The following is a 7,265-nucleotide window of genomic DNA, read 5'->3' as shown; positions in this document are numbered from 1 at the left end:
GAGTCCGTGCTGCCGTTCGACTTGCATGTGTAAGGCATGCCGCCAGCGTTCAATCTGAGCCAGGATCAAACTCTTCAGTTCAAACCTGTTACTGTTTTCGGGCTCTCTCGAACCCGGTCGCTCACTCAACGTACTGACGATGATCAGTCCGCCTTTCGACAGACAAACCTTCCTCTAATACTGTGTGAGGCTTCTGATACTTCTGCCTGACAGCAGATTCCACAGAATCCGCCGCCGCATCCCGCATCAAGCGCCCACACTTATCGGCTGTTAGTTTTTAAAGATCGGTCCGCCAAACCCGCCGCGCCTGAACCACTCCTACCCGGCACTGCTTCGTTTGCGTCGCTGCGTCTGCAGCAGAGAAACGGGATTATGGAGAGCGGCCGACAACGCGTCAATACCCTTCTCACAATTTATTTTGGGAGCAAAGACTGCCATCTCCATCGCATTGCCGCCAGCTCTCAAAAGAGTCAACTCTGGTCAGACCAAAAAATCAGCGAAAATAGTTAGCCATCCGATTCAACCCCGCCGAAGTCCTAATACCGACAAAACAAAGTAGTCTGAGCACGGCTCGAACTCACCACCGCTCCCCAAATTAAAGTTCTACCCTTCCCCGCCGTCAATCAGATCATCCCGCCACTTAAATTAGCTGCCGACTATGGCCAATCTCGTCGACGCACAAGTCGAGGACACCCAGCCCGCCGCGGCATCCCCGATGCTCGAGCCTGATACGGTGCCGGTAGGCACGCCGCTCCCATGGCCGATCGTCGATGCCGACGGCACGCTGCTCTTCGCAAGCGCGACGACGCTCGCGACCACCGACGAGCGCGCCTTTCTGTTTCAACACTTCCGCCCGCAACGCGGCGACCTGTTCGACCTCGGCGCACAACAACTGCCGGCGCCAACCGCCCAGTCTGACCACGCCGGTGAGTTGACGCTGAAGGACATGCACCTCGAGATCGGCGCATTGATCGGCATGCGTTCGCAACTCGGCAACGGCGCGCCGATGCAACCTTGCGGCATCATCGGTTTCGCGCCGAATCATGCGCTGTTCGTCACGCCGCCGATGCAGCAGGGCCAACCGCTGCCGCTCACGCCCGGCGAGAACGTCGAGATCGTCGCGATCGCGAGTCAGGCCGTGTTCCGTTTCGTCTGCACGGTCGAAGCGGTCTGCCGCGTGCCGTTCGACTATGCCGTGTTGTCGAGGCCCGGCGTGGTCCGCCGGCTCCGTGAGCGCAAATCGATCCGCGTCCATGCGCACCTGCCCGTGAGGTTCGGCATCGGCGGGAGCGCTGACACTTACGAAGGTCTTGGACTCGCCAAGGGCATCAGCGCGCTCGGCATGTCGTTGAGTGCGTCATGGACACTGGGCGAAGTCGGCGAGCGACTGCGCATCGCGTTCCGGCTGAAGTCTGCCGAATACGATTCACAGATCGAGACGACGGCGGTGATCCGCAACGTACAGAAGGGCAAAACGCCTGGCGAGCCGTCCATGCATGGGCTCGAACTGGATCACCTCGATTCCGTTCAACAGATGGCGATGAAGGTGTTCGTGTTCGATCGTCAGGAGGATGTGCAGCACTGGTCCAACGGACTGAAATAAGCGGTACGGCCACAAAAGCAACGCGCGTGGGGACACAGCAGCGTCGACCTGCGCACACATCGATCAGCCGAGCAACTCTTCCGGCGTCAACCGCCGCGCTCCCCAGGCATTGGCGAGCACCTCGCAACGACCGAGCCGTATCGCACCACGCTCGAAATCGACGAACACGACTTCATCGACGTCGGCCGGCCGCGCGGGTTCGTCGCTCGTGCGGCCGTCGGTCAGAATCCATAACCAGCGCTGCTGGGCCGGCCGTCGCCGCGCGCAGCGTTCGAGCAGTTGCGCGGCGCTGCGCACGCCCGACGCGAGCGGCGAACCGCCGCCTCCGCCCACGGGCGCGAGCCATCGCTCGTTCCACCAGCGCGGCACGGCCGGGCCGAAGCGCACATCCGCTCCCGTACCGCCGAAGCAGATCAGCGCAGCCTCGGCGCGCATCGCACTCGCACGGTCGAACAAGGCAGTCAGTAGACCCTTCGCGAACGCGAGGCGTTGGCCCGCCAGCATCGACCCGGAGCAATCGAGCACGAAGCAATGCAGCACACCGCCACGCGGCACTTCCCGTACGAAGCGCAGATGCTCTCGACGCAGCGTGTGCTCGCGCATCGCGGCGAGCGTCGGTGGCCATGCAATGCGCTTGCCCGGTTCGCCGCGCGACGTGTCGCGCGAATCCGCCCCCACGCCTTGTCGCCATCGAAAACCGCTGCGCGAGTCAGCGGCGGCGCCTTTCCGATGGCTCAGCGTTTTTTTGCGTCGAGCGCAATGACGCCTTTGACAGACAAAGCCGCGGCCGGCTCGGGCGGCAGGTAACCCCAGTCGGAGTCGGCGGAAGGTGTCGTGGATGCAGCCGTATTGCCAGACGCACCCTCAGCGACGTCCCGTGCCTGCGCCGCGCTTTCTGGCCGGCGCTGATTCGCATGTTGCGAATCATGCTGACGCCGCCGATGAAGCAGCACCGGATCGGCAACGCGCTCCACATGTCGCACCGTCACCGCATCTGCCCGTTCGAATGCGGCCAGCGCGCGCGCCGCGCGCAGCATCACGAGGTCGGCGCGCAGGCCGTCGACGGCCGCGTCGATGCATAGCGCGCTCACGCGCGTATGGACGGCGTCATCGAACGACAGCAGCGGCAGCGCCGCGCGCGCCGAGCGAATTCGCTGCACGTATGAAGCCTGCGGCTCCGCGTAAACGGTACGAAACCCAGCGGGATCGAGATCGAACGCGAACCGCGCTTTGACGATCGCCTGCCGCACCTGCGGCTCGAACGCGTTCTGCAACTCCACCATCAGACCGAAGCGGTCGATCAATTGCGGCCGCAACTCGCCCTCTTCGGGGTTCATCGTGCCGATCAGCACGAAGCTCGCGTCATGACTATGCGACACGCCATCGCGTTCGACGGTATTCACGCCGCTCGCCGCCGCATCGAGCAACGCATCGACGAGCGCATCGGGCAGCAGATTGACTTCGTCGACGTACAGCACGCCGCGATGCGCCTTCGCGAGCAGCCCCGGCGAGAAGCGCACCGAGCCGTCGCGCAACACGGTTTCGATATCGAGCGTGCCGATCAGACGATCCTCGCTCGCGCCAAGCGGCAGATTCACGAGCTCTCCCTCCGGCAGCAGTTCGGCAAGCGCGCGCGCGGCAGTCGACTTCGCGGTGCCACGCGGTCCGCTGATCAATACGCCGCCCAAGCCCGGGTCGATCGCCGCGAGCACCAGCGCCTGCTGCAACGAGGCCTGGCCGATCAGCGCCGCAAACGGAAAAACGGGCCGCGCCGCCGCCGTACCCGATGCACCGGCTGAGCAACCTGCGTCGTCCGCTCCTCGCATCGCTCCATTCATGTTTGTCTTCCTTCGATCTGCTGTTCGCTCGCCAGCAGATGCGTTTCCACCTGCGCGCGATAGTCACCCGGCTGCTGCCACAGCCCCCGCTGCATCGCCTCGAGCAAACGCTCGCAGATCGAATGCAGCGCATGCGGATTGTGCCGTTGCATGAACGCGCGCGTATCGGCGTCATTCAGATAAGCATCGGCGACGAGCGCGTATTGATGATCCGCAATCACACGCGCGGTCGCGTCGTAGCCATACAGATAATCGACGGTCGCGGCGATCTCGGCCGCGCCCTTGTAGCCGTGGCGCTTCACGCCGTCGAGCCATTTCGGATTGACCACGCGCGAGCGGATCACGCGCGCGATCTCCTCCTGCAACGTCCGCACGCGCGGCGCGGCCGGATTGCTGTGATCCGCGTGATAGACGCGCGGCTGCTGACCTGCCAGATGCCGCACCGCCGCGACCATGCCGCCCTGAAACTGGTAGTAGTCGTTCGAATCGAGCACGTCGTGCTCGCGGTTGTCCTGGTTCTGCAGCACGAGGTCCATCGCTGCGAGGCGCGCGCCAAACGCTTGATGCGCTTCCTCGCCCGCGCTCTTCTGCGCGTACGCATATCCACCCCACGCCTGATACGCGTTCGCGAGATCGGCGTCGGTCTGCCATTGGCGCGAGTCGATCATCTGCTGCAGACCCGCGCCGTACGTGCCCGGCCGCGCGCTGAACACGCGCCAGCCGGCGCGCTTGCGCGCTTCGACCGGGTCCATGCCGCGCGCGATCAACGCATCGCGTTCGCGCTGCACGCGCGCGCGAATCGGATTCAGCTCCGCGGGCTCGTCGAGTTCGGCCACCGCTTGCACGGCCGCATCGAACAGATGCATCACGTTCGCGAACGCATCGCGAAAGAAACCGGATACGCGCAACGTGACGTCGATACGCGGCCGGTCGAACGCGTCGATCGGCATGATCTCGAAGTCCGTCACACGGTGGCTGCCCGGCGCCCATTTCGGCCGCACGCCGAGCAGCGCGAGCGCCTGCGCGATATCGTCGCCGCCGGTGCGCATCGTCGCGGTGCCCCAGACCGACAGGCCGATCGCGCGGGGATAGTCGCCGTGCTCCTGCAGATGCCGCTCGATCAGTTGCTGCGCCGATTTCAGGCCGAGTGCCCACGCGGCTTGCGTCGGCACCGCGCGCGTGTCGACCGAATAGAAGTTGCGGCCGGTTGGCAGCACGTCGGGCCGACCGCGCGACGGCGAACCGCTCGGACCTGGCGGCACGAAACGTCCTGCGAGGCCGCGCTTCAGCTGCGTCATTTCCTGCGGGCCGCAGGCGTCGAGACGCGGCAGCACGTCGTCGCGCAGGCGTGCGATCACCTGTGCCGCTTGCGGCAGACTTTCGTCGGCTACGGGGACGGCCTGCGAACGATCCGCATCATCGCAATCGACACCGCAGACGCGGCGCAACAGCTCGCCCGCGAGCAATTCCAACCGCTCGCGCGTATCGCCGTAATGTCGCCACGGTGCATCGCTGACCCGCTGCAATACCTCGGGCCGCGGACCGTCCCATGCGGCGGCCCAATCCACCGTCACCGGGTCGAACCGATGATCGATGCGCAGATCGCGCGCCAGCGCGTCGACGAGCCCCGCCTTGCCGGCCCGCCCATCGCCGACCGGAAAGCGCCCGAGCGCGAGCAGCGTGTCGCGCCGCTGCACGCCGCGCGGCGACTGCCCGAACGTATGCAGGCCATCGCGAATCTGCGCTTCCTTCAGCTCGCACAGCCACGCATCGACGCGTGTGAGCAGCGCGTCTTCATCGTCCTGTGCGTTCGGCACCGCGAGACTCAGCTCTTCGTGCAGCCGATGCTCGACGATCGTCGTCAGAATCGTGCGACGTAAGAGCTTCGCGCGACGCGAATCGACCATCAATGCTTCGTAGTATTCGTCGACCTGGCGTTCGAGGTCCTGCAGCGGCCCATAGTTTTCGGCGCGTGTAAGCGGTGGCATCAGATGATCGATGATCACCGCCTGCGCGCGCCGCTTCGCCTGGCTGCCCTCGCCCGGATCGTTGACGATGAACGGATACAAATGCGGCATCGGTCCGAGAATCAGATCGGGCCAGCACGCGTCGCTCAAGGCGACGCTTTTGCCCGGCAGCCATTCCAGGTTGCCGTGCTTGCCGACGTGCACGAGCGCGTCGATGCCGAACTGATGGCGCAGCCAGAAATAGAACGCGAGGTATGCGTGCGGCGGTACGAGCTCCGCATCGTGATAGCTCGCGTAGTCGCCGTGCTCGCGCGAACGCGAAGGCTGAATGCCGACGAACACCTGGCCGCAGCGCCAGCCGGCGATCATGAAGCGGCCGCGCCGCAGCGTGGGGTCCTGCTCGGGCTTGCCCCAGCGCGCATTCAACGCGTCGCGCGCGCTCGCCGGCAACGCGTTGAAATGCGCGAGATAGTCGTCGAGTGCGAGGCTTTGCAGGGCCGGACGCAGATCGCGTACGACCGGATCGTTGGTCACGCCTTCGGTCAGCCTGTTCAACAACGCGTCGCCGTTTTCGGGCAATTCGCCGACACGATAGCCTTCATCGCGCAGCATCGACAGAATGCCGACCACCGACGCCGGCGTATCGAGCCCGACGCCATTGCCGATGCGCCCTTCGCTCATCGGATAGTTGGCGAGAATCAACGCGACTTTCTTGTCGGCGTTATCGAGCGAACGCAAACGGCACCAGCGCCGGCTCAGCTCGGCGAGAAAGCGCACCCGTTCGAGATCGGGCTGATAGCGGACCACGTCGACCTGCGTATGCGCACAGCGATACGCGAGCCCCTTGAAGCTGATCGCGCGCGTGATGATGCGCCCGTCCACTTCGGGCAGCGAGATATGCATCGCGATGTCGCGCGAATTGAGGCCGTGGTTGTCCTTCAGCCAGTCTTCGCGATTGCCGCCGCTCAGGATCACCTGAAACACCGGCGCGTCGCCGGCGAGCGCGAGCGGCTCGGGGTCGTCGATCGCGGACGCGGCGAACGCTGTGGTGTTCAACACCAGCGCGACACCATGTTGCGCGCACAGCGACTGCACGACATCGCGGCTCACCGCATCCTTCAACGACGTGATCGCGAGCGGCAGCGGATTGAGCCCTTGCGCTTCGAGCGCGTCGATCAGCGCATCGAACACCGCGGTATTGGCGGCCTGCAGATGCGCCTTGTAGAACAGAATCGCGACGACCGGCGCGTCTTGCCGCCAACGCGCCTGCCAGTCGGCGACGATGGGGATATCGCGCTCGGGGTGATACAGCGACGCGGCCGGCAACGCGCGCGGCGGATCGGGTTCGCGCCCCCAGTCGAGCGCGCGATACGCGATGCAGCGCAAAAACGCCTCGGCGTTCTGCGGACCGCCCTCGCGCAGATAGCGCCACAGCTGCTGACACAGCTCGGCGCTCGCGGTGCTGCGCGCGAGCAGGTTCGGGTCTTCCTGCAGATCGCCGGAAAACATCGCGAGCGTTTGCTGTTTGCGCTGCGCGAGCGCGACCACCTGCTCGATGCCGTACGGCCAATACGTTTCGCCGCCGAGATGATCGACGACGACCACGCGCGCATGCTGCAACACGTCGTCCAGATAGAAATCGACCGAGGCAGGCTGACGCAGATACGTGACGTTCGCGAGCCGCACGCTCGGAAAGCCGTCGCCGAGACGCGGCACCACGCTCGCGAGCAGCGACAGCGTGGTGTCGGCGGAACTGAGCACGACGATATCCGCGGGCTGCTGATCGATGCGGATCACGCCCTGCGTATCGTCGACGAAGCCGCCCGGCGTCGTGCGCAGCAGATGCATGCTGGTGCG

The 7,265-nt window shown here is 65.1% G+C and carries 4 protein-coding genes and 1 rRNA gene; 1 reads left to right on the top strand and 4 read right to left on the bottom strand.

What is annotated here, in order from left to right; all coding sequences use genetic code 11:
* Window positions 1-81, bottom strand: a 16S ribosomal RNA gene (locus HDG39_RS34670); the annotation flags it as partial.
* Window positions 82-658: 577 nt separating this feature from the next.
* Between HDG39_RS34670 and HDG39_RS22100 the strand changes: the two genes are divergently transcribed.
* Entirely contained in the window at window positions 659-1,603 is a 945-nt protein-coding gene (locus HDG39_RS22100; protein ID WP_184008588.1) for a flagellar brake protein, read from the top strand.
* A 63-nt stretch (window positions 1,604-1,666) separates the two neighbouring features.
* Here HDG39_RS22100 and HDG39_RS22095 read toward each other — a convergent pair whose 3' ends face one another.
* The 3 genes from HDG39_RS22095 to cobN are packed head-to-tail and all read right to left on the bottom strand — an operon-like array spanning window position 1,667 to window position 7,256.
* Window positions 1,667-2,281 (bottom strand): vWA domain-containing protein, encoded by a 615-nt coding sequence (locus HDG39_RS22095; RefSeq protein ID WP_184008586.1) that lies wholly within the window; start codon window positions 2,279-2,281, stop codon window positions 1,667-1,669.
* Window positions 2,282-2,337: 56 nt separating this feature from the next.
* A complete protein-coding gene (locus tag HDG39_RS22090; protein WP_184008584.1) occupies window positions 2,338-3,441 on the bottom strand; it encodes a magnesium chelatase ATPase subunit I in 1,104 nt (367 codons plus the stop codon).
* Complete coding sequence (gene cobN / locus HDG39_RS22085) at window positions 3,438-7,256, bottom strand: cobaltochelatase subunit CobN (RefSeq protein WP_184008582.1); 3,819 nt, start codon at window positions 7,254-7,256, stop codon at window positions 3,438-3,440. The genes HDG39_RS22090 and cobN overlap by 4 nt, the downstream gene beginning before the upstream one ends.
* Between the last annotated feature and the right edge of the window lie 9 nt (window positions 7,257-7,265).

Origin of the sequence: Paraburkholderia lebeckiae, from assembly GCF_014201005.1 — a bacterium.
In the GTDB taxonomy this organism is placed as follows: domain Bacteria; phylum Pseudomonadota; class Gammaproteobacteria; order Burkholderiales; family Burkholderiaceae; genus Paraburkholderia; species Paraburkholderia tuberum.
The sequence above is the reverse complement of the archived record's forward strand: the minus strand, read 5'-3'. Positions and strand labels throughout refer to the sequence as shown.

What these genes read in the sequence shown, in the direction of transcription:
- HDG39_RS22100 (WP_184008588.1), top strand. Translation starts at nt 659, where the DNA reads ATGGCCAATCTCGTCGACGCACAAGTCGAGGACACCCAGCCCGCCGCG.
- HDG39_RS22090 (WP_184008584.1), bottom strand. Translation starts at nt 3,441, where the DNA reads ATGAATGGAGCGATGCGAGGAGCGGACGACGCAGGTTGCTCAGCCGGT.
- cobN (WP_184008582.1), bottom strand. Translation starts at nt 7,256, where the DNA reads ATGCATCTGCTGCGCACGACGCCGGGCGGCTTCGTCGACGATACGCAG.